The following is a 20439-nucleotide window of genomic DNA, read 5'->3' on the forward strand; positions in this document are numbered from 1 at the left end:
GTAGCGCACGCCTGACCGGTGCCCCGCCGTTCACCCCGTAGGGTGGACGGCGGGGCACCGTCGCGACCAGGAGGGGACACCGCAGATGGCAGGCTGGAGGATCCCGGGCTTGGCGGCCCGGCCTCGGTTCACGAGCCGGGCGACCGTCCTCGTCCTGGTGCTCTGCTCCCTGGTGGCGATCCTCGCCTACCCGACGCGGCAGTTCATCTCGCAGCGTTCGGAGATCTCGGCGCAGCGCGCCCGGGCCGAGCACGCCCGGCAGCAGGTCGAGCAGCTGCGCCGGGAGAAGGCCCGCTGGCAGGACCCGGAGTACGTCAAGGCGCAGGCCCGCACCCGGCTGCACTACGCGATGCCGGGGGAGACCCCGTACATCGCGGTGGACCCGGCGGCCCGGGACGCGGCCGGGTCCGCGCTGGGCGCTCCGGCGCCCGCGGCGGGCCCGGCGGCCGGTCCGGCCGAGGCGGCCCGGCCCTGGTACGCCAGCGTCTGGGACTCCGTGGACGCCGCCGCCGCACCCCTGGCCGCTCCCGCGCCGGTGGCCCCCGCCACCCCGGGGCAGCCCGCCCCTCCCTCACCACCCGCCCCCGCCCCCGCTGGAGACAGCTCCTCCCATGACCACTGAGAACCACCCCACCGTCTCCGACGAGGACGTCGCGGCGATCGCCGCGCAGCTCGGCCGGGTCCCGCGCGGTCTGCGCGGCGTGGCCCACCGCTGCCCGTGCGGCAACCCGGACGTCGTGGAGACGGCCCCCCGGCTGCCGGACGGCACGCCGTTCCCGACGCTGTACTACCTGACCTGCCCCAAGGCCGCCTCGCTGATCGGCACCCTGGAGGCGGACGGCGTGATGAAGGAGCAGAGCGCCCGGCTCGCCGAGGACCCCGAGCTGGCCGCGGCGTACCAGAAGGCGCACGAGGACTACATCGCCCGCCGGGACGCCATCGAGGTGCTGGAGGGCTTCCCGAGCGCCGGCGGCATGCCGGACCGGGTCAAGTGCCTGCACGTGCTGGTCGGCCACTCGCTGGCGGCCGGCGAGGGCGTCAACCCGCTCGGCGACGAGGCGCTCGGCATGCTGGAGGACTGGTGGGCCAAGGGCCCCTGCGTCTCCGCCGCCGAGGTCGCCGAGGCCGGTGAGCGGGTGGCCCGCAACCGGGCCAAGGAGCAGGACCACGCGGCCGTGATCGCGGCCAAGGAGCAGAAGACCGCCGATCGCGCCGCCAAGCGGGCCGCGCAGGAGTCGGACGAGGCGGACGAGGCGGGGGAGGCCGGCGCATGAGCACCACCCGGGTGGCGGCGATCGACTGCGGGACCAACTCGATCCGGCTGCTGGTCGCCGACCTGGACCCGCGGACCGGGGAGATCACCGACCTCGACCGGCGGATGATCATCAACCGGCTGGGCCAGGGCGTGGACCGCACCGGGCGGCTGCACCCGGACGCGCTGGAGCGCACCTTCGCCGCCTGCCGGGAGTACGCCGAGGTGATCTCCGGCTTCGGGGTGGGCCCCGAGCGGATCCGCTTCGTCGCCACCAGCGCATCCCGGGACGCCGAGAACAGCGCCGAGTACGTCGACGGCGTGCGGGCGGCCCTGGGCGTGGAGCCCGAGGTGGTGAGCGGCGAGGAGGAGGCGCACCTGTCCTTCACCGGCGCCACCAAGGAGCTCACCGGCGGTCAGTTCCCCGCCCCCTACCTGGTCTTCGACCTGGGTGGCGGCTCGACCGAGTTCGTGCTCGGGGCCGAGGACGTCCGGGCGGCGCGCTCGGTGGACATCGGGTGCGTCCGGCTGACCGAGCGGCACTTCGGCGGCGCCGAGCTGCCGTCGGACGAGCAGGTCGCCGAGGCCCGGGCACACGTCCGGTCCGAGCTGGACCGGGCCGAGGAGGTCGTCCCGCTGACCGGCGCGGCCACCCTGGTCGGCCTGGCCGGCACGGTCACCACCATCTCGGCGATCGCCCAGGACCTGCCCCGGTACGACTCGGAGGCGATCCACCACTCCCGGATCTCCCGCGAGCGGGTCGCCGAGATCGCCGACCGGCTGCTGCACGCCACCCACGCGGAGCGGGCGGCGATCCCGTCGATGCACCCGGGCCGGGTGGACGTGATCGCGGCGGGCGCGCTGGAGCTGCTGGAGATCATGGAGCGCACCGGCGCCGCCGAGGTGGTCGTCAGCGAGCACGACATCCTGGACGGAATCGCCTGGAGTATCGCCCGCTGAGCAGGCGTGGGACTTACCGCCCCGGCCCCGGCAGCCCCCCCCTGGGGCTCCGGGGCCGGGGCGCGCGCGGGCGCCGCGGGAATGTTCGTGAATTTCTTCACATGAGGATCCAGTCTTTCGGCGTGCCCGGCGGTCCGGTCCGTCCGATATGTGGGACCGAAGGCTCGCTGGGCGTGACAGCCGCTGGATCGCAGGTTCTGAGCCGCTGGAGGTTTGAAATTCGAAATCTCATGCGGGAACTGGGCCGCACCATGGATCGTTGCTGCTCAGCGGGGCCGTCCGAACGGGCGTGCCCACCGGGGGGTCGCGCCGGCCGCGAGGGGGTGGGCGGGGGGCCGAAACGGGGGCGCGTAGTGTAGCAGAAGGTCCCCATAAGCTTGTGAGTGGGCTCACGAAGACTGCTCCGAGCGGTGCTGGATACTTTCGGATATGAGCACCACGGAGCGTCCTCGCATCCTCATTGTCGGCGGTGGTTACGTCGGCCTGTATGCCGCGATGCGCATCCTCAAGAAGATGCGCTACGGCGAAGCGACTGTCACGGTCGTGGACCCGCGGTCGTACATGACGTACCTGCCCTTCCTCCCCGAGGCGGCCGGCGGCAACGTCGCGCCCCGTAACCTCGTCGCGCCCCTGCGCACCGCGCTGAAGAACGCGGAGGTGCTCACCGGTGCGGTCACCGGTGTGGACCACGAGCGCAAGATCGCCACGATCCAGCCCGCGGCCGGCGACTCGTACGAGCTGCCCTTCGACTACCTGGTCGTCGCGACCGGTTCGGTCTCCCGCACCTTCCCGATCCCGGGTCTGGCCGAGAACGGCATCGGCATGAAGACCGTGGAGGAGGCCATCGCCCTCCGCAACCACGTCATGGCGCAGCTGGACAAGGCCGAGTCCACCACGGACGAGGCGATCCGCCGCAAGGCGCTGACCTTCGTCATCATCGGCGGCGGCTTCGCCGGCGTCGAGACGATCGCCGAGATCGAGGACATGGCGCGCGACGCCTCCAAGATCTACAAGACCGTCAGCCGTGACGACATGCGCTTCGTCGTGGTCGAGGCCGCGAACCGGATCCTCCCCGAGATGGGCCCGGACCTCGGTCTGTGGACCAAGGAGAAGCTCGAGGAGCGCAACATCGAGGTCTACATCGAGACCTCGATGGACTCCTGCGTCGACGGCCACGTCGTGCTGAAGAACGGCATGGAGATGGACGCCTCCACCATCGTGTGGACGGCCGGCGTGAAGCCGAACCCGGTGCTGACCAAGTTCGGTCTGCCGCTGGGCCCGCGTGGCCACGTCGACACCGCGCCGACCCTCCAGGTCCAGGGCTTCGACTACGTCTGGGCCGCCGGCGACAACGCCCAGGTGCCGGACCTCGCCGCCGGCGAGGGCGCCTGGTGCCCGCCGAACGCGCAGCACGCCGTGCGCCAGGCCGCCGTCCTCGGCGACAACGTGATCTCCGGCATGCGCGGCTTCCCGCAGCAGGAGTACAAGCACAAGAACCTGGGTGCGGTCGCCGGTCTCGGCCTGCACAAGGGTGTCGCGATCCTCTTCGGCAAGTACAAGCTGAAGGGCCGTCCGGCCTGGTGGTTCCACCGCCTGTACCACGGCGCCATGGTCCCCACCTTCAACCGGAAGGTCCGGGTCTTCACCGACTGGACCCTCGCCATGTTCCTGAAGCGCGAGATGGTCGGCCTGTCGCAGATGGAGAACCCGTACCAGCCGATCCAGGAGGTCACGGCCCCCACCAAGCCCGCCGTCGAGGCCGCCAAGCCAGCCGCCGACAAGGAGCTCGCCAGCAAGTAAGCGACTGCGGACCCCGGTGTGGGAGCACCGGGGTATGAGTCGGAGGCCCTCCGCCCGGCAGTGCTGCCGGACCACGACCTCCGTGGTGCTCAGCCGGCTGTGCGAGTCGGGCGGAGTACAGAAGTGCGAAGAAGGCCCCTGCCGAAACCCTCCGGCAGGGGCCTTCGCTGTGACTCGCCCGCTCGCGGCGGGCGCCGTCCGACGGTCAGTCGGTCTTGATGCTGTCCAGGATGTCCAGCCTGGAGGCCCGGCGGGCGGGCCAGAAGGCGGCCACCAGGCCGACCACGCCGGCCAGGGCCAGGAAGAGCAGCAGCTGGCCGTAGGGGACGACGGTGGCCATGTCCGGGAGGCTGGACTTCAGGGTGCCGTTGATCGCCCAGGCGGTGAAGCAGCCGAGCAGGACCCCGATACCGGCGCCGAACACCGAGATCACCACGGACTCCAGACGGACCATCCGCTTGATGCCGGAGCGGTCCAGGCCGATCGCCCGCAGCATGCCGATCTCGCGCTTGCGCTCGAAGACCGACATCGCCAGGGTGTTGATCACACCGAGGACGGCGACGATCACGGACATCGCCAGCAGGCCGTACATCATGTTCAGCGCGAAGGTGATGCTCTGGCTGAAGCCGTCCCGGACCTCCTGGCGCGACTGCACCTCGATCACCGGGTTGGAGCCGGTGGCGTCCTTCAGCGCCTGCTTGAGCGCCTCGGTCTCCCCGCCGGTGCCCTTGACCAGGACCTGGTTCAGGTAGGGCTGCGGGTCGTGCTTGAGGATCTCGCTGTTGGCCAGCACCGCCCCGCCGAGCATGCCGCCCTGCTCGTAGACGCCGCCGACGGTCAGGGCGCCCTTGGAGCCGTCGCCGTAGGTGACCTCGACGGCGGAGCCGGTGGTGGCGCCCAGCTTCTTCGCGAGGTCGTCGTCGACCAGCAGCTTCCCCTGGGCGACGGAGGCCATCGAGCCGCTCTTCATGGTCACCTCGACCAGCTTGTCGAGGCTGTCCGCGTTCAGGCCGACGATGTCCCGCCTGGTGCCGTTGAGCTGCCAGGTCACGAGCGTCGCCGGCGAGGAGGCGGCGACTCCGGGGGCCTTGGCGATCTCGGCCGGGACCTTGTCGGACAGGCTCATCCGGTTGGCGGCGGCCACCCGGTAGTCGGCCTTCATCGAGCTGGTGACGGCCCGGTCCACGGTGTCGGTGAGCGAGGATCCGATCACCGTCAGACCGCTGACCAGGGTCAGGCCGATGGTGAGCGCGGCGGCGGTGGCGGCGGTGCGGCGCGGGTTGCGCACCGCGTTCTGCCGGGCCAGCTTGCCGGGCGTGCCGAACAGCCTGCCGAGCACCGGGCCGACCAGCGCGATCACCGGACGGGAGAGCAGCGGCAGCAGGACGAAGACGCCCAGGACGGCGAGCAGCGCGCCGAACGCGACCGGCATCCGGCCGTCGGAGTTGCCCTTCGAGGCGCCGAAGGCGACCAGGGCGATGCCCGCGGCGGCCAGCGCCGAGCCGATCGCGTTGCGGACCATCAGGGACTTGTGGCTGGCGGGCTGGTCGCCGCTGCTCATCGCGGCGACCGGGGCGATCCGCGCGGCGCGCACGGCCGGCAGCAGGGCGGAGAGCACCGTCACCAGGACGCCGACCAGCAGGGTGACCGCCACGGTCAGCGGCTTGATGACCAGCGACCCGGTCGGCATGCCGTCGTCCAGCGAGGCGACCAGGGACTGCAGCCCGGCGCCGACCCCGACCCCGGCGACCAGGCCGGCCGCGGCCGAGATGACGCCGATGGCGAGCGCCTCGACCAGCACCGAGCCGGTCACCTGCTTGCGGCTGGCACCGATCGCGCGGAGCAGCGCCAGCTCCTTGGTGCGCTGGGCGATCAGCATGGTGAAGGTGTTGGCGATGATGAAGATGCCGACGAAGAGCGAGATCCCGGCGAACGCGAGCAGCATGGTGCGGATGTTCTCGGAGCTCTTGGTGATCAGCCGCTCGTCCTCCGCCTTCAGCTCGGCGCCGGTGCGGACCTCGATCTGCTGCTCGGGGCGGAGCTTCTGGTTCACCTGGGAGAGCAGGGTGTCCTCGCTGGTGCCGGGCTTGGCGGCGAGCACGATGCTGCTGTAGCGGCCGGGCTCCAGCAGCAGCTGCTGGGCGGTGGCGCGGTCGAACAGGGTGAGCGTGCCGCCGCTGTTGACCACCGGGTCGTCGGTGGTGAACACGCCGGTGAGCTTCGCCTCCAGGACCGGGCCGTTGGAGCCGACCCGGACGGTGTCGCCGACCTTGTAGCCGCCCTTGTCGGCGGTCTTCCGGTCGAGGGCGATCTCCTTGCCGTTCTTCGGGCCCTGGCCCTCGGCCATCGGGTAGCGGGCGTCCTTGCCGTCCGGGCCGGGGGCGAAGTTGGCGCCCCGGGCCGTCCAGGGCTGGCCGATCAGATCGCCCTTCTTGTCCGCGACGCCGGTGAAGCCGCCGACCACGCCGCGGGCGCTCGCGGTGCCGGGCAGCGCGGTGAGCTGCTGGACGGTGGCGTCGGTCAGGGTGACCGGGCTCTTCTCGCTCTTGGACTCGGGGGAGGCGGTGGCGCCGGCGGCGGTGTCGATGACCTGGACCGCCACGTCCGAGTAGCTCGTGGAGTTGTTCTCCCGCATGGCCTTGCCGAAGGTGTCGGAGAAGACCATGGTGCCGGCCACGAAGGCGGTGCCCAGCATGACGGCCAGCGCCGTCATCAGCAGTCGGCCCTTGTGGGCCAGCACATTGCGCAGTGCGGTGCGATACATGGGGTGTCCTGGGGTCCTTGGGTCTGCGAAGGGTCGGGCGGCGGACGCGCGGCGTCAGCTGGTGCGGCCCTTGGCGTCGAAGCGGCGCATGCGGTCCAGGACGGCGTCGGCGGTCGGCTGGGCCAGTTCGTCGACGATGCGGCCGTCGGCGAGGAAGACGACGCGGTCGGCGTAGGCGGCGGCGACGGGGTCGTGGGTGACCATGACGACGGTCTGGCCGAGTTCGCGCACGGAGTTGCGCAGGAAGGAGAGGATCTCGGCGCCGGAGCGGGAGTCGAGGTTGCCGGTCGGTTCGTCGGCGAAGATGATGTCGGGCTTTCCGGCGAGGGCGCGGGCGCAGGCGACGCGCTGCTGCTGGCCGCCGGAGAGCTGGCTGGGGCGGTGCGAGAGGCGGCCGGAGAGGCCGACGGTCTCCACCACCTTGTCCAGCCACTGCTTGTCGGCCTTGCGGCCGGCGATGTCCATCGGGAGGGTGATGTTCTCCAGGGCGGTGAGGGTGGGCAGCAGGTTGAAGGCCTGGAAGATGAAGCCGATGTGGTCCCGGCGCAGCTGGGTGAGCTGCTTGTCCTTGAGGCCGACGAGTTCGGTGTCGCCGATGGTGGAGGAGCCGGAGGAGACGGTGTCCAGGCCGGCCATGCAGTGCATGAGGGTGGACTTGCCGGAGCCGGAGGGGCCCATGATCGCGGTGAACTCGCCCTGGGGGAAGGTGACGCTGACGTTGTCGAGGGCGACGACGCGGGTCTCGCCCTCCCCGTAGACCTTGTTCAGGCCGGTGGCGCGGGCGGCCGCCCGGCCGGTGCGGACGGCGGTTGCGGTCGACGTGCTCACGGGGGTGCTCCTCGGGTTCTCGGCAGGCAGAGTGGCGCGCGCCGGTGGTGCGGCGCGGAAGGGTGTGGGACGGCCGGGCCCTTTCAAGGGGTGTCCGGACGTACCTCCATGCTCCGCCGGATGATCATGGTTTCTCGTCGCTCCGCCGGACGGTTGGCCTGACCACCGTTGGGTGTACACCCAGGTGGCACCCTCCTCCTGCGGTATGACACCGACCCTGAACGGGAGGGCGGTGGCCGGATCGAGCGGGTTCGGTGGCCAAATCACGAACAGTTCGTCAGATGGCAAGGAAACATGACAACTTCCCCGCCTCGGAACATGCGAAAGGGGAGGCCGGGAGACTAGGCTCAGGGGTGGTCCGCACGGGCGGCGGAGCGCTGCTCTCCGCTCCGTCGGCGGGGCCGGGTCCGCAGGACGCCCAGATGGTGGAACGCAGACACGGGCAGCTTAAAACTGCTTGGCCGAAAGGCCGTGCCGGTTCGAGTCCGGCTCTGGGCACGTACTTGCCCGCGGGGACGCCCTCCGGCGTCCCCGCCGGAGGTCAGCGGCCGAATCCTTCTCGCGGCGGATGCCGATTTCTTTGCCAAGCCATTACCCTGGTGCTTCGGGCGGTGCAGTGCCGCCACGGAGGGAATGAGCAATGAGAAGCAGCAACCCGGTCTTCTCGCGGGAGGGGTCCTTCACCCGCGAGTCCGGCTACGCGGGTTTCGGGACCACCCAGACCCCGCCGGCCGGGGGCCAGTACGCCACCAACCCGTACGGCAACAACCCGTACGCCAACAGCCCCTACGCCCAGCAGCCGCAGGGCCAGCAGCCGCTGACCGACGAGCAGCTCGTCGAGATGTACAACGCGCCGTCCGCCGGTCCGCTGGCGACCGGCCGGATGACGCTCGACGACGTCGTCGCGCGCACCGCGATGACGCTGCTCACCCTGGTCGCCGCCGGCGGCCTGGCCTGGTTCGCGCTGCCGGACCGCAACTTCGGTCTGGCCCTCGGCGCCTCGCTGGTCGCCTTCGTGGTCGGCCTGGTGATCTCCTTCAAGCGGAGCGTCAGCCCGCCGCTGATCCTGCTCTACGCGGGTCTGGAGGGCTTCGCGCTCGGCGCGATCACCAAGGTGTTCAACACCATCTGGCCGGGCATCGCGATCCAGGCGGTGCTGGGGACCGCGGCGGTCTTCGCGGCGATGCTGATCGCCTACAAGACCGGCCGGATCCGGGTCACCCCGCGCTACACCCGGATCGGCATCGCGATCGCCATGGGCTTCGTGCTGCTGATGCTGGTCAACATGGTCGCCTCCATGGTCTTCGGCGCCGACATGGGGCTGCGCTCCGGCCCGCTCGGCATCGTGGTCGGCCTGGTCGGCATCGGCCTCGGCGCGTTCTTCCTCTCGCTGGACTTCGCGGCCATCGAGGAGGCGATCGCGCACGGCGCCCCGCAGAAGGAGTCCTGGCGGGCCGCCTTCGGGCTCACCCTGTCGCTGGTCTGGATCTACGTCGAGATGCTGCGGCTGATCGCGATCCTGCGCGGCGACGACTGATCCTCCGTCGCGCCATCACTGCCGCCGGGCCCCGGAGCACCTGCTCCGGGGCCCGGCGGCTTTGGCCTGCCGGTGCCCCGTATGCTCGCGGCATGTCCGAGACGCCCGATGAGAAGACCCTGGTGGAAGCCGTCGACGCGCTGGCGGACCGGTTCCGCGCGATGCCGCAGAGCCGGCTGCTGGGCTCCGTTGCCGGGCACCCCTCGCGGGCGGCGGCCGGGCTGACGCTGGCCCGCCGGCTGGCGGCCGCGGCGCAGGCGGCCGAGGCGGCGCGGTCGGGCGGCGGGGCGGGCGGGCCGCTGCGCGAGCTGCCGGACGCCGGGGCGTTCGCCGTCGGCGACCAGCTCGCGGTGGTCGGGCACGATCTGGCGGTGGCGCTGGACGCGCTGCCCGCGGACGCCGTGGTGGCGCAGGCCGACGGATCGGCGACGGCGGCGGCGGTCCGGGCGCGGGCCCTGCGGTGGCTGGCGGAGACCGACGCGGCCGTCTGACCGGCCGACGGTCCGGCAATCGAGGGCCGGAGCGGTCGAGGGCCTGAGCAGCACAAAGCCCGGGGGCCGGCCGGATCGGTAACCCCTTGATCCGGCCGGCCCCCGGGCCGTTCCGCTGCTCGGGCCGGATGCCGACCGCTCAGGTACCGGCCGCTCAGATACTGGCCACCACCCGGTCGGCGAGCACGTAGACGGCGTCCTCGTCGGTGGAGAAGGTCAGCGAGTAGGAACCGGAGAACCGGGAGCCGCCGAGCAGCCGGACGTTCTCGCCGGCCCGGACGGCGTCGATCAGCCGGTACGCGGCCTCGCGGTCGCCCGGGGCCACGCAGAGCGTGGTGCCGTCGGCGAAGGCGTAGACGTCCAGGGTGCCGAGCGGGCCGGGGCGGACGTCGACCAGGGCGGTGCCCTCCTCGGCGAGCGCGCTCAGCCGGGTGTCGGTCCACTCCCGGGACGGTGCCTGGCTGGGGACGAAGTCGGGGTGCGAGGGGTGGCGGCGCGGGTCGGGCGCGGCGACCGGGGCCTCCTCGACGGCCGACTCGGCGTCGAGCAGCCCGGCCTCCAGGCCGGTGGCCAGCAGGTCGGCCTCGCGGCGGGCCCGGGCGTCGCCGGCGGTCTCGGCGGCCGGGGCACCGGCCGGGTGGCCGGGGCGCAGCGGGGCGCCGCCCTCGGGCTCCGGCTCGGCCGGGCGGACGCCGCCCTCGTTGATGAGGTCCTCCAGCGCGGAGCGCAGCGCCTCGCCGAACTCCGGGTCCATGGTGCCCGCGTTGTCGGCCGCCTCGCTCGGTCCGGTCGGGCGGGGGAAGAAGAGCGGCCACTCGTCGGTGGTGTTGAAGACACTGGCGAACGGGGAGTCGAACAGTGGGGCGTCCTCGGCCGCGCGGGCCTCCTGCTCGGCCCAGAACGCCCGGGCCTCCGTGATCTCCCGCTCGCGGTCGGCCGCGAGGGCGTCGGCGACGGCCCGGCGTATCGCCGCCTCGTCGACGGCCGGGGCGGCGGCGGCCCGCTCGTCCAGCCGGCGGGAGATTCCCCGGAGGTGGAGCAGCACGGCGGTCGACACGGCGATCAGGATCAGCAGCAGGATGGTGTAGACGGCGCTCACGGAACGTACTCCTAGCGAGGAGCGGAACGGGGTTACATCTCCACACTGCCGCATCCGGCCCCGTTACCGCAGTGGCGAATGTCCACTTTGTCGCCGACTTTCGTTCTTGTCCCCAAATTGTTAGGTAGTCCCGCTCTACGCTGCGGAGTTGATCCGCTCCGCACCGTCGATTTCCGGACCGGAAACGACGCGGAAGAGGGCCGGATCGACCTCGCGGTGTGATCCGGCCCTCAATTACGCTGCGTCACTCCAAACGGGTGGTCTGGACCCTTCGGAGTTGACGGGGGAAGGGTCGTCCGGGCTCAGCTGAGCCGCTCGATGACCATCGCCATGCCCTGGCCGCCGCCGACGCACATGGTCTCCAGGCCGAACTGCTTGTCGTGCCACTGGAGGGAGTTGATCAGGGTGGTGGTGATCCGGGCGCCGGTCATGCCGAAGGGGTGGCCGACGGCGATCGCACCGCCGTTGACGTTCAGCCGGTCCAGGTCGACGCCGAGGTCGCGGTAGGACGGGATCACCTGGGCGGCGAAGGCCTCGTTGATCTCGACCAGGTCGATGTCGCCGATGCTCAGGCCGGCCCGCTTGAGCGCCTGCTTCGAGGCCTCGACCGGGCCGTAGCCCATGATCTCGGGGGAGAGCGCGCTGACGCCGGTGGAGACCACCCGGGCGAGCGGGGTGATGCCCAGCTCACGGGCCTTGGTGTCGGACATGACGACCAGCGCGGCGGCGCCGTCGTTCAGCGGGCAGCAGTTACCGGCGGTCACCGTGCCGTCCGGGCGGAACACCGGCTTCAGGCCGGAGACGCCCTCCAGCGTGACGCCCGCGCGCGGGCCGTCGTCCTCGCTGACCACGGTGCCGTCCGGCAGCGTGACCGGGGTGATCTCGCGCTGCCAGAAGCCGGCCTCGATGGCGGCCTCGGCGAGGTTCTGCGAGCGCACGCCGAACTCGTCCTGCTCGGCGCGGGTGATGCCCTTGAGGGCGGCCAGGTTCTCGGCGGTCTGGCCCATCGCGATGTAGGCGTCCGGCAGCAGCCCGTCCTCCCGCGGGTCGTGCCACTCGCCGCCACCTTCCTCCGCCCGCTTGGCCGTGCGGCCCCGGGCCTCGTCGAACAGCGGGTTCATGGTGCCCGGCATGCCGTCCGAGGTGCCGTGGACGCTGCGCGAGACGGTCTCCACGCCGGCCGAGACGAAGACGTCGCCCTCGCCGGCCTTGATCGCGTGCAGCGCCATCCGCGTGGTCTGCAGCGAGGAGGAGCAGTAGCGGGTGATGGTGGCGCCGGGCAGGTAGTCCATGCCCATCTGCACGGCCACGACGCGGGCCAGGTTGTGGCCCTGCTCGCCGCCGGGCAGGCCGCAGCCGAGCATCAGGTCGTCGATCTCGCGCGGGTCGAGCTGCGGCACCTTGGCGAGGGCGGCCTGGATGACGTGCGCGGTCAGGTCGTCCGGGCGGACGTCCTTCAGCGAGCCCTTGAAGGCCCGGCCGATCGGCGAACGGGTGGCGCTGACGATGACGGCTTCGGGCATGGCGGGCTCCTCGCTGAGTGGCGGCGGACAGGCGTCCGGGAGGAAAGTTACCGTCTGGTAGGTCAGTCGTCACCCGCCTCGGTGTGTGAGCTGGCCGACGTGTTCCGGGGGCCCGGAGCACCCCCCGCGGGCGGTTCCCCGGAGGCCGGGGAACCCGGCAGACCGGCCCGCAGCCGGTGTCGCAGCAGCGCCCAGCGGCCGGCCGCGCCGGCCTCGCCGCCGACCGCCGCCACCTCGGAGCCGGACCGTCCGGCCGCGGCGGCCGCGGCCACCTCCACCGGCAGCACCGCCTCGCCCGGGGCCTGCCCGTCCGGCCGGTCCTCCTGCGGCCAGAGGTCCAGCACGGTGCAGACCGAGGGCAGCACGGCCATCGCGGCCGTCGCGTAGCCCTGGGCCGAGGGGTGGTAGCGGTCGGCGGCGAACATCTCCGGCCGGGCCGCGAACTCGGGCCCGAGCAGCGAGCCGAGCGAGACGGTCCGCCCGCCCGCCTCCACCACCGCGATGGTCTGCGCGGCGGCCAGCCGGCGGCTCAGCCGGCGGGCCACCCAGCGCAGCGGCGGGCGGACCGGCTTGATCGTCCCGAGGTCGGGACAGGTGCCGACCACCACCTGACAGCCGGCGGCGCGCAGCGCGGCGACCGTCGCGCCGAGCTGGCGCACCGCGAGCTCGGCCGGGCTGTGCCGGGTCACGTCGTTGGCGCCGACCATGATCACGGCGATGTCCGGGCGGTGCGCCAGGGCCTGGTCCAGCTGGCCGGCCAGGTCGGCGGAGCGGCCGCCGGAGAACGCCACGTTGACCAGCCGGACCGGGCGCTCGGCGACCGAGGCGAGTCCGGCGGCGAGCAGCGCGCCCGGCGTCTCGCGGGCCCGCAGCACCCCGAGGCCGGCCGCGGTGGAGTCGCCGAGGAAGGCCAGCACCAGCGGCGGCTGCGGCGCGGCGGAGGTGTCGGCGAAGGCCTCGCCGTAGACGCCGTCGGCCTTGGGCGGGTCGCCGTCCAGGATGCCGATGGCCTGGACGGCCAGCTTGCTCTCGGTCAGCAGCAGGCCCACCAGGCCCACGCCCAGTACGCCGAGTCCGCCGCCGCCGTACGCCGCGGCGGTGGCGATCCGGCGGGCCACCCGGGCCCGTGACCCCTGTGCCGTTGACATCCGGTGCCCCCTTCGCGTCCTCGTGCCACCCGGTGAAGGGCCGCTCCCGATGCGTGTACACCCCTAGTACCCGCGAACGCCCCGGCCTACGACGGGGGTGGGCCGTTCGTGGTGCGCACGGGCCCTCCGGGGCTGCTGGTACGGCCTACGCTTTGCAGTACCGAAAGCCACTGCATGCCCACAGACCGGGAGGACCCCCGTGCGGTACCACAACTCGATCATCGACCTGGTCGGCAACACGCCGCTGGTCAAGCTGAACAAGGTCACCGAGGGGATCAGCGCCACGGTGCTCGCCAAGGTCGAGTACTTCAACCCCGGTGGCTCGGTGAAGGACCGCATCGCGATGCGCATGATCGAGGCGGCCGAGGCCTCCGGCGCCCTCAAGCCCGGCGGCACCATCGTCGAGCCGACCTCCGGCAACACCGGTGTCGGCCTGGCGATCGTGGCCCAGCAGAAGGGCTACAAGTGCATCTTCGTGTGCCCCGACAAGGTCTCCACCGACAAGATCAACACGCTGCGCGCCTACGGCGCCGAGGTGGTCGTCTGTCCGACCGCCGTCGCGCCCGAGCACCCGGACTCCTACTACAACGTCTCCGACCGCCTGGTCCGCGAGACCCCGAACGCCTGGAAGCCGGACCAGTACTCCAACCCGGACAACCCGGCCTCGCACTACCACTCCACCGGTCCGGAGCTGTGGGAGCAGACCGAGGGCCGGATCACCCACTTCGTGGCGGGCGTCGGCACCGGCGGCACCATCTCCGGCACCGGCAACTACCTGAAGGAGGTCTCCGGCGGCAAGGTCAAGGTGATCGGCGCCGACCCGGAGGGCTCGGTCTACTCCGGCGGCACCGGCCGGCCGTACCTGGTCGAGGGCGTCGGTGAGGACTTCTGGCCGACCGCCTACGACCGCGGCGTCGCGGACGGGATCGTCGCCGTCTCCGACAAGGACTCCTTCCAGATGACCCGCCGCCTGGCCAAGGAGGAGGGCCTGCTGGTCGGCGGCTCCTGCGGCATGGCGGTCGTCGCCGCGCTGGAGGTCGCCCGGGGGCTCGGCCCGGACGACGTCGTCGTGGTGCTGCTGCCGGACGGCGGCCGCGGCTACCTGTCGAAGATCTTCAACGACGACTGGATGGCCGACTACGGCTTCCTGCCGTCCGCCACCGACGAGGCCCACATCGGCGAGGTGCTGGCCCGCAAGGACGCCATCGAGCACGAGGGCATCCCGCAGTTCGTCCACATGCACCCCAACGAGACGGTCTCCGAGGCGGTCCGGGTGCTGCGCGAGTACGGCGTCTCGCAGATGCCGGTGGTCTCGCCGGGCGCCGGCCACCCCGACATCATGGCCGGCGAGGTGATCGGCTCGGTGGTGGAGAAGCTGCTGCTGGAGGGCGTCTTCGCGGGCGACATCCAGCTGACCGACACGCTGGACAAGGTGATGTCCAAGCCGCTGCCGGTGGTCGGCTCGGGCGAGACCGTCACCAACCTGATGACGGTGCTGGAGAAGGCCGACGCCGCGGTGGTGCTGGTGGAGGGCAAGCCGGAGGGCATCGTGACCCGCCAGGACCTGCTGGGCTTCCTGACCGGCAGCCGCGCCGGTCACTGAGTCCGGGGCACGGCCGCCGACCCCGACCCGGCGGCCGCGGACCTGCGGGGCGGAGGTTCCGTTTCCGGGCGAACTGGTACACCGGCGTCATCTCCGTGCAGCACGGGCTTAACACGGCTGCGGCATCGTTGTGCTCACGGCAAGACGCCGAGCGAGACGGCGGTGACCGACCGGGAGCGGCTCCCCGGCGGCGCGGCCCGTCTCGGGCACGACGGCCGGTCCTGATCCGGTCGGTGGTGTCCCTGCCCGCGGAGGCGCCGTCGTCCCGCCCCGGTCCGGCTCCGGCCGGCTGCCAGGGGGTGGCGGCTCCCGGGCGACCGCGCCGCTTGGCGCGTCTCCGCGGCTCCCGGGTGGGGGAGCCCCGCGGAGGCGGCGGGCCCGGTCCCCTCTCCGGAGGGGGCCGGGCCCGCCCACGTCCGCGCCGTCGGCAGGGCCGGTTTCCCGTAGTCTCACTGACATGACCAGCACTGACACGACCGGCCAGGACAACGCGCGCTACGTCCGGCTCAGCATCGAGCTCATCGCCGAGATCACCGACGAGGGCGCCCTCAAGACGGCGGCCCTCCAGCAGGTGGCCGATGACGAGTACCTCGACGACGAGGAGCGCGCGCAGTCCGTCGAGGCCATCGAGGTGGACCCGTCCGGCTCGCTCGCCCACTTCATCGACCCGCTGGCGCTGCTCGGCGACGTCCCGGGGGTCGAGCTCGCCTCGGCGACCTGGGAGTCGGCGAAGACCGACTTCGACCCGGAGAGCGACGAGTGGGACGAGTACGCGGTGGAGGAGTCCGCCGAGTAGGGGGCGCCCGTCACCGCCCGTGAATGCCCGGTTCCGCATGCGAACCGGGCATTTGTCCATATTTGGCGCCGCGTTTCGGATTCTCGTACGATCGCAAGCCGTTGGTGATGGAACCGTGAACGCACAAAGTGCGTTTCTGTATCCGTAATGCCCGGATGATCAGCAGGGAGTGGGCGACGTGACGGCACGGGAAGGCCAGGGTCGAGGGACCGGCAGCAACTGGAGCCGGCGCGGTGTGCTGGCGGGCCTGATCGGCGCCCCGGTCCTGCTGCTCGCGGCCTGCAACGACACCAAGAGCACCACCACCGGCAGCGGCCCCGGCACCGGCGGCAACGGTGGCTCTGGTGACACTGGCGGCACTGGCGGCGACACCGGCGGTGCCGGCGGCACGGCCACCGGCAGCCCGCAGCCCACGCCCAGTGCCACCAGCACCCCCAGCCCGACCCCCACCCCGACCCCCAAGGTCTCGGCCGCCGTGATCACGGTGACCCCGGCCGACGGCGCCGGCGCCGCCAGCTTCAGCGAGCCGGTCCGGGTCGCCGTCGCCGGCGGCACCTTCAGCACGGTCAAGGTCACCGACTCCACCGGCAAGGCGCTGGCCGGCCAGCTGTCCGCCGACGGCACCCTGTGGACCTCCGCCGCCGCCCCGGCCAGCGGTACCAAGTACAGCGTGTCCGCGGTCGCCTTCGACAAGGAGAAGCTGGAGGCCGACGCCAACGCCGTCTTCACCACGGCGACCCCGGCCAACACCTTCGTCGGCTACTTCACCCCCGAGGACGGCTCGGTCGTCGGTGTCGGCATGCCAGTCTCGATCAACTTCAGCAAGCCGGTCACCGACCGCAAGGCCGTCCAGCAGGCGATCACCGTGATAGCCGAGCCGGGCGTCGAGATCGTCGGCCACTGGTTCTCCAGCACCCGCCTCGACTTCCGGCCGCAGCAGTACTGGGCCAAGGGCACCAAGGTGACCGTCAAGCTCCGGCTGAAGGACGTCCAGGGCGCCAAGGGCGTCTACGGCACCCAGTCCAAGGACGTCCGCTTCACCATCGGCCGGGCGCAGACCAGCGTCGCCGACCTCGCCGCCAAGAAGCTCACCGTCACCACGGACGGCCAGGTCAGCGCCGTCTACGCGATCTCCGGCGGCTCGCCCGAGTTCCGCACCTGGGGCGGCAAGATGGTGATCACCGAGCAGTACCAGCAGACCCGGATGAACTCGCAGACCGTCGGCCTCGGCAGCGAGTACGACATCCCCGACGTGCCGCACGCCCAGCGGCTCAGCACCTCCGGCACCTTCATCCACGGCAACTACTGGTCCCCGGCCTCGACCTTCGGCAGCCAGAACACCAGTCACGGCTGCGTCGGCCTGCGCGACGTCAAGGGCGGCCAGGACGCGAGCGCGGACGGCTACAAGTTCTTCAAGAGCTCGATGATCGGCGATGTGGTCGAGGTCGTGAACTCCGGCGACAAGACCGTGGTGCCGTCCAACGGCCTCAACGGCTGGAACATGGGCTGGGCCGACTGGAAGGCCGGCAGCGCGATCTGACGCCTCCCTCCGGGCCGCGGTCCGCGGGCTGACAGCCCGGGGCGAACGCGATGGCCGAAATCCGCCGGACTCGTGGTGGCCCGGGCGGGAGGGTGGGGGCATGACGACAACCTCCACCGCCCCGTCCGTGCTCACCGTCCGGCCGATCGACCCGGCCGTCCACCGCGATCTGCTGGAGCGCGACGACGCCGGGCGTGCGCCCGTGCGCTCCGTCGACGAGGAGGGCGGCGCCCCGCTGCGCTGCTGCCTGACCAGGGCGCGGGCCGGGGAGCGGATCGCCCTGGTGAGCTACGCGCCGCTGCGGCGCTGGGCCGCCGGGACGGGGGCCGAGCCCGGCCCGTACGACGAGGTCGGCCCGGTCTTCGTGCACGACGGGCCGTGCGCCGGCCCGGCCGCGGAGGGCTGGCCGGAGGGCTTCCACAGCGGTCGGCGGGTGGTGCGCGCGTACGGCCGGCGCGGGAACATCCTCGGCGGCGAGCTGGTCGTACCGGAGACCGCCGAGGCGGTCGCGGCGCGGCTGCTCACCGATCCGGAGGTGGCCGTGCTGCACGTCCGGGCGGTGGAGTTCGGGTGCTTCATGCACGAGGTCCGGCGGGGCTGACCGCCGCCGGCCGCGTGCTCACGAGCGCCGGGCGTAGTCGCCGAAGCCCTGCCAGTCCACGACGACCATCGGCTCGTCGCCGATCACCCAGGCGTCGTGACCGGGCGGGCAGAGCATGAAGTCGCCGGGACCGAACTCGGCCGCCTCGCCGTCGTCCATGACGATCTTCATGCGGCCGGAGACGACGTAGCCGGCGTGGGCCGCCTGGCAGCTGTCGGTCTTGGCGATCGGCTTGACGTGCTCGGACCACTTCCAGCCGGGCTGGAAGACCGCCCGGCCGACGGCTCCGCCGTCCAGGTTGACCAGGCGCAACTCGCCCTTGTCCGCCTCGAACGGGCGGATCTCCTCGGGATCGGTGTCGAAGTTCCTGCGGATGAGACCGGCCATGAGGTGCTCCTCGGGACAGGGGCAGCCGCGTCACCAGGGACGGTGACGCGGCCGCCCTACCGGTCCTTCCAGTCTGCGCCCGCGGGGCCCGACTCGGGAACCCTGGGTGACGAGGAGCCTCAGGCGTCCGTGCGGGCCACCCCGATCGGGCAGCTGGCGCCGGTGCCGCCGAGGCCGCAGTAGCCGTTGGGGTTCTTGGCGTCCGAGAGGTACTGCTGGTGGTACGGCTCGGCCGGGTAGAACGGGCCGGCCGGGGCGATCTCGGTGGTGACCGGGCCGAGGCCGAGCGCGGTCAGCGCCGGCTGGAAGGCGTCCCGGGTGGCGGTCGCGGCGGCGGCCTGGGCCGGGGAGTGGGTGTAGACCGCGGAGCGGTACTGGGTGCCCACGTCGTTGCCCTGGCGGTTGCCCTGGGTCGGGTCGTGTGCCTCCCAGAAGGTCTTCAGCAGCCGCTCGTAGGAGACCACCGCGGGGTCGTACACCACCCGGACCGCCTCGGTGTGCCCGGTCAGGCCGCTGCACACCTCCTCGTACGTCGGGTTCGGGGTGTGGCCGCCCTGGTAGCCGACCAGCGTCGTCCAGACGCCGGGCAGCCGCCAGAACGTCCGCTCGGCGCCCCAGAAGCAGCCCAGGCCGAAGTCCGCGACCTCAAGGCCCTCGGGGTACGGGCCGGTCAGCGGGTGACCGAGCACGGTGTGCGGCTCGCGCAGGGTGAACGCCGGGGTCTCCCGGCCGGGCAGGGCCTGGTCGGCGGGGACGAGCGAGGTCTTGTGGCGGTTGAACAGCACGGCCTGCTCCAACGGGTTCGGGGAGTGTTGCGCAGGTTCCAACGCGGCCGGACGGCCGGGGATTCCGGGCGGCACCAGGGCCACCGGGCCGGCGACCCGGCGGGCGCCCGCGTCCTCCGGGCGGCACCCGGCGGTTCGCCGACTACGCTCGGAGCATGACCGAGCACCAGCTTCCCCAGGGCTTCGAGACCCTCGCCATCCACGCGGGTCAGGAAGCAGACCCCCAGACCGGGGCCGTCGTCACGCCGATCTACCAGGTGTCCACCTACAAGCAGGACGGGGTGGGCGGCCTGCGGGGCGGTTACGAGTACAGCCGCAGCGCCAACCCGACCCGTACCGCGCTGGAGGAGTGCCTCGCCGCGCTGGAGGGCGGCGCCCGCGGCCTCGCCTTCGCCTCCGGCCTCGCCGCCGAGGACACCCTGCTGCGCACCGTCCTCAAGCCGGGCGACCACATCGTCATCCCCAACGACGCCTACGGCGGCACCTTCCGGCTCTTCGCCAAGGTGCTGACCCGCTGGGGCGTCGAGTTCTCGGTGGCCAACACCCAGGACCTCGCCACCGTCCGCGAGGCGCTGCGCCCCAACACCCGCGCGGTCTGGGTGGAGACCCCGTCCAACCCGCTGCTGGGCATCACCGACCTGGCCGCGCTGGCCGAGATCGCGCACGGCGCCGGCGCGTTGCTGGTGGTCGACAACACCTTCGCCAGCCCCTACCTGCAGCAGCCGATCGCGCTCGGCGCCGACGTGGTCGTGCACTCGACCACCAAGTACATGGGCGGCCACTCGGACGTGGTCGGCGGCGCCCTGGTGATCGCCGAGGCGGGCCTCGGCGAGGAGGTCGCCTACCACCAGAACGCGATGGGCGCGGTCTCCGGCCCGTTCGACGCCTGGCTGGTGCTGCGCGGGATCAAGACCCTCGGCGTGCGGATGGACCGGCACAGCTCGAACGCCGAGAAGGTCGCCGAGCTGCTCGCGAGCCACCCCAAGGTCAGCCAGGTGCTGTACCCGGGTCTGGCCGAGCACCCCGGCCACGACATCGCCGCCAAGCAGATGAAGGCCTTCGGCGGCATGGTGTCGTTCCGGGTGAACGGCGGCGAGGAGGCGGCGGTCGAGGTCTGCAACCGGGCGCGGCTCTTCACCCTCGGCGAGTCGCTGGGCGGCGTGGAGTCGCTGATCGAGCACCCGGGCCGGATGACCCACGCCTCGGTCGCCGGTTCGGCCCTGGAGGTGCCGGCCGACCTGGTGCGCGTCTCGGTCGGCATCGAGTCGATCGACGACCTGCTGGCCGACCTCAAGCAGGCGCTGGGCTGAGGCCTTGGCGCGGGC

General features: G+C 72.3%; 17 protein-coding genes, 1 tRNA gene and 1 pseudogene. 12 read left to right on the forward strand and 7 right to left on the reverse strand.

What is annotated here, in order from left to right:
- Window positions 1-109 precede the first annotated feature (109 nt).
- From ACFU9E_RS02050 to ACFU9E_RS02065, 4 genes and pseudogenes are all read left to right on the forward strand, one after another.
- Window positions 110-622 carry a septum formation initiator family protein gene (locus ACFU9E_RS02050; protein WP_380690069.1) on the forward strand — a complete coding sequence of 171 codons (513 nt, stop codon included), beginning with the start codon at window positions 110-112 and terminating at the stop codon, window positions 620-622.
- Window positions 594-1121 (forward strand): annotated as a pseudogene (locus tag ACFU9E_RS02055) (DUF501 domain-containing protein); the annotation flags it as partial. The gene ACFU9E_RS02050 and the pseudogene ACFU9E_RS02055, both read left to right, overlap by 29 nt.
- A gap of 149 nt (window positions 1122-1270) precedes the next feature.
- Window positions 1271-2212, forward strand: a complete 942-nt coding sequence (locus tag ACFU9E_RS02060; protein ID WP_380690071.1) for an exopolyphosphatase — start codon at window positions 1271-1273, stop codon at window positions 2210-2212.
- Between the two features lie 429 nt (window positions 2213-2641).
- On the forward strand, window positions 2642-4012 hold the full coding sequence (locus ACFU9E_RS02065; protein WP_355375650.1) for an NAD(P)/FAD-dependent oxidoreductase: 1371 nt from the start codon (window positions 2642-2644) through the stop codon (window positions 4010-4012).
- Window positions 4013-4217: 205 nt separating this feature from the next.
- On the opposite strand, the gene ACFU9E_RS02070 is transcribed toward ACFU9E_RS02065, so the two are convergent.
- Both ACFU9E_RS02070 and ACFU9E_RS02075 read right to left on the reverse strand, forming a co-directional pair.
- Window positions 4218-6776 carry an ABC transporter permease gene (locus ACFU9E_RS02070; protein WP_380688752.1) on the reverse strand — a complete coding sequence of 853 codons (2559 nt, stop codon included), beginning with the start codon at window positions 6774-6776 and terminating at the stop codon, window positions 4218-4220.
- Between the two features lie 54 nt (window positions 6777-6830).
- On the reverse strand, window positions 6831-7604 hold the full coding sequence (locus ACFU9E_RS02075; RefSeq protein WP_380714705.1) for an ABC transporter ATP-binding protein: 774 nt from the start codon (window positions 7602-7604) through the stop codon (window positions 6831-6833).
- 416 nt (window positions 7605-8020) lie between these two features.
- Here ACFU9E_RS02075 and ACFU9E_RS02080 point away from each other — a divergent pair.
- The 3 genes from ACFU9E_RS02080 to ACFU9E_RS02090 all read left to right on the forward strand — a co-directional run bounded on the left by ACFU9E_RS02080 (window position 8021) and on the right by ACFU9E_RS02090 (window position 9632).
- A tRNA-Leu gene (locus ACFU9E_RS02080) sits at window positions 8021-8102 on the forward strand.
- A 142-nt stretch (window positions 8103-8244) separates the two neighbouring features.
- The gene (locus ACFU9E_RS02085; protein WP_380690243.1) at window positions 8245-9141 is read left to right on the forward strand and encodes a Bax inhibitor-1/YccA family protein; all 897 of its coding nucleotides are present in this window, start codon (window positions 8245-8247) and stop codon (window positions 9139-9141) included.
- A 92-nt stretch (window positions 9142-9233) separates the two neighbouring features.
- Window positions 9234-9632 (forward strand): hypothetical protein, encoded by a 399-nt coding sequence (locus ACFU9E_RS02090; protein WP_380714706.1) that lies wholly within the window; start codon window positions 9234-9236, stop codon window positions 9630-9632.
- 154 nt (window positions 9633-9786) lie between these two features.
- Here ACFU9E_RS02090 and ACFU9E_RS02095 read toward each other — a convergent pair whose 3' ends face one another.
- The 3 genes from ACFU9E_RS02095 to ACFU9E_RS02105 all read right to left on the reverse strand — a co-directional run bounded on the left by ACFU9E_RS02095 (window position 9787) and on the right by ACFU9E_RS02105 (window position 13402).
- Window positions 9787-10731, reverse strand: coding sequence for a hypothetical protein (locus tag ACFU9E_RS02095; protein WP_380684046.1), 945 nt, complete (start codon window positions 10729-10731; stop codon window positions 9787-9789).
- A 302-nt stretch (window positions 10732-11033) separates the two neighbouring features.
- A complete protein-coding gene (locus ACFU9E_RS02100; protein WP_380684045.1) occupies window positions 11034-12254 on the reverse strand; it encodes an acetyl-CoA C-acetyltransferase in 1221 nt (406 codons plus the stop codon).
- A 62-nt stretch (window positions 12255-12316) separates the two neighbouring features.
- Window positions 12317-13402: an SGNH/GDSL hydrolase family protein gene (locus ACFU9E_RS02105; RefSeq protein ID WP_380684044.1), complete on the reverse strand. Its 1086-nt coding sequence runs from the start codon at window positions 13400-13402 to the stop codon at window positions 12317-12319.
- Window positions 13403-13601: 199 nt separating this feature from the next.
- Between ACFU9E_RS02105 and ACFU9E_RS02110 the strand changes: the two genes are divergently transcribed.
- The 4 genes from ACFU9E_RS02110 to ACFU9E_RS02125 all read left to right on the forward strand — a co-directional run bounded on the left by ACFU9E_RS02110 (window position 13602) and on the right by ACFU9E_RS02125 (window position 17942).
- Entirely contained in the window at window positions 13602-15005 is a 1404-nt protein-coding gene (locus ACFU9E_RS02110; protein ID WP_380684043.1) for a cystathionine beta-synthase, read from the forward strand.
- A 457-nt stretch (window positions 15006-15462) separates the two neighbouring features.
- On the forward strand, window positions 15463-15801 hold the full coding sequence (locus ACFU9E_RS02115) for a hypothetical protein (RefSeq protein ID WP_380684042.1): 339 nt from the start codon (window positions 15463-15465) through the stop codon (window positions 15799-15801).
- A 169-nt stretch (window positions 15802-15970) separates the two neighbouring features.
- The gene (locus ACFU9E_RS02120; RefSeq protein ID WP_380684041.1) at window positions 15971-17341 is read left to right on the forward strand and encodes an Ig-like domain-containing protein; all 1371 of its coding nucleotides are present in this window, start codon (window positions 15971-15973) and stop codon (window positions 17339-17341) included.
- Between the two features lie 100 nt (window positions 17342-17441).
- Window positions 17442-17942 carry a DUF1203 domain-containing protein gene (locus ACFU9E_RS02125; RefSeq protein ID WP_380684040.1) on the forward strand — a complete coding sequence of 167 codons (501 nt, stop codon included), beginning with the start codon at window positions 17442-17444 and terminating at the stop codon, window positions 17940-17942.
- A gap of 18 nt (window positions 17943-17960) precedes the next feature.
- Here the strand turns inward: ACFU9E_RS02125 and ACFU9E_RS02130 are convergent, their stop codons facing one another.
- Together ACFU9E_RS02130 and msrA are read right to left on the reverse strand one after the other, a co-directional pair.
- Entirely contained in the window at window positions 17961-18329 is a 369-nt protein-coding gene (locus ACFU9E_RS02130) for a cupin domain-containing protein (protein WP_380684039.1), read from the reverse strand.
- Window positions 18330-18448: 119 nt separating this feature from the next.
- Complete coding sequence (msrA, locus tag ACFU9E_RS02135; RefSeq protein ID WP_380684038.1) at window positions 18449-19114, reverse strand: peptide-methionine (S)-S-oxide reductase MsrA; 666 nt, start codon at window positions 19112-19114, stop codon at window positions 18449-18451.
- Between the two features lie 155 nt (window positions 19115-19269).
- Between msrA and ACFU9E_RS02140 the strand changes: the two genes are divergently transcribed.
- Window positions 19270-20424 (forward strand): cystathionine gamma-synthase, encoded by a 1155-nt coding sequence (locus ACFU9E_RS02140; protein ID WP_380684037.1) that lies wholly within the window; start codon window positions 19270-19272, stop codon window positions 20422-20424.
- The last annotated feature ends 15 nt before the right edge of the window (window positions 20425-20439 follow it).

The organism is Kitasatospora sp. NPDC057595 (assembly GCF_042800875.1).
Taxonomy (GTDB): domain Bacteria; phylum Actinomycetota; class Actinomycetes; order Streptomycetales; family Streptomycetaceae; genus Kitasatospora.